This is a genomic window from Streptomyces sp. DI166 (assembly GCF_900091315.1).
Lineage (GTDB): Bacteria > Actinomycetota > Actinomycetes > Streptomycetales > Streptomycetaceae > Streptomyces > Streptomyces fuscus.
This window is the reverse complement of sequence record NZ_FLSP01000238.1, coordinates 1-1,401: the sequence shown is the minus strand read 5'-3', so window position 1 is coordinate 1,401 and position 1,401 is coordinate 1. Positions and strand designations below refer to the sequence as shown.

1 protein-coding gene is annotated in these 1,401 nt (G+C 66.7%); it reads left to right on the top strand.

Annotated elements, in window-relative coordinates; translation table 11 throughout:
• The first annotated feature begins 156 nt into the window (after positions 1 to 156).
• On the top strand, positions 157 to 1,374 hold the full coding sequence (locus GA0115233_RS40035) for an IS256 family transposase (protein WP_093725712.1): 1,218 nt from the start codon (positions 157 to 159) through the stop codon (positions 1,372 to 1,374).
• Positions 1,375 to 1,401 lie beyond the last annotated feature (27 nt).

Below are 1,401 nucleotides of genomic sequence, written 5' to 3'. Positions count from 1 at the left end.
ATGGCGTCCCTTGAAGTGGTGTAGCCGTTCTTGGCCGATGTGCGCCCCTGGCTCGCCACCGCATTGCCCCTGGTGGACCGCTCGTGCGCCCTGAACGAGGACGGGCCACCGTGCAACTCTCCGCGGTGAACGGTGAATCCGACCGGGAGGTGCACGATGGCCCTGGCCCATGATGACCTGCTCCGCCTTCTGGAGTCACTACGCTCGGCGGACGGACTGGAGATCGTCCGGGCCGCGGCCGAACGAGTCCTGCAAGAACTGATAGAAGCCGAGGCGACACAGCACATCGGTGCCGCATGGGGCGAGCACACCGAGACCCGCAGCGCCTACCGTAACGGCCACCGCGAACGGACCCTGACCACCAAGGCCGGCGACCTGGAACTCGCGATCCCCAAACTCCGCGCCGGCACCTTCTTCCCCAGCCTCCTGGAACGCCGGCGCCGCGTCGACCAGGCCCTCTACGCCGTCATCATCGAGGCATACGTCCATGGCGTGTCCACCCGCAGCGTCGACGACCTGGTCAAAGCCCTTGGCTCGGACACCGGCATCTCCAAGAGCGAGGTCTCCCGGATCTGCGGCGACCTCGACGGAAGCCTCACCGCCTTCCGCAACCGCCCCCTGGACCACACCCGCTTCCCCTACGTCTACCTCGACGCCACCTACCTCAAGGCCCGCGTCGACCACCAGATCGCCTCCCGCGCCGTCGTCATCGCCACCGGCGTCACCGAGGACGGCGGCCGCGAAGTCCTCGGCATCATGGTCGGCGACAGCGAGAACGAGACCTTCTGGACCACCTTCCTGCGTGACCTGCGCAAACGCGGCCTGAACGGGGTCCGGCTCGTCATCTCCGACCAGCACCTCGGCCTGGTCGCCGCGATCGGCAAGGTCATGATCGGAGCCGCACACCAGCGCTGCCGCGTTCATTTCGTCCGCAATGTCTTCTCGGTGATCCCGAAGCAGCACGCCGAGATGGCCGCCGCGACCATCCGCACGATCTTCGCCCAGCCCGACGCCGTCTCGGTCCGCAACCAGCTCGACACCGTCGCCGACGCCTTCGGCAAGCAGTTCCCCAAGGTGAAGGAGATGCTCCTGGACGCCGAAGAAGAGCTCACAGCCTTCGCCGACTTCCCCCACCAGCACTGGAAGAAGATCCAGTCGACCAACCCGCTGGAGCGCTTAAACCGCGAGGTCAAACGCCGGGCCGACGTCGTCCAGGTCTTCCCCAACGACGCCGCCGTCGAACGCCTCGCCACCGCCGTCCTGATCGAGTTGCACGACGAGTGGATCGCCTTCCCCCGCCGCTACCTGTCCAACGAGAGCATGGACAGCCTCTATCCGGACAAGACCACCCTCCTGCCCGCCACCGACGAATGATCGCCTACACCACGCCAAGGGGCACGA

Excerpts from the sequence above, each read along its gene's own strand:
- GA0115233_RS40035 (WP_093725712.1), top strand. The coding sequence starts at position 157 with ATGGCCCTGGCCCATGATGACCTGCTCCGCCTTCTGGAGTCACTACGC.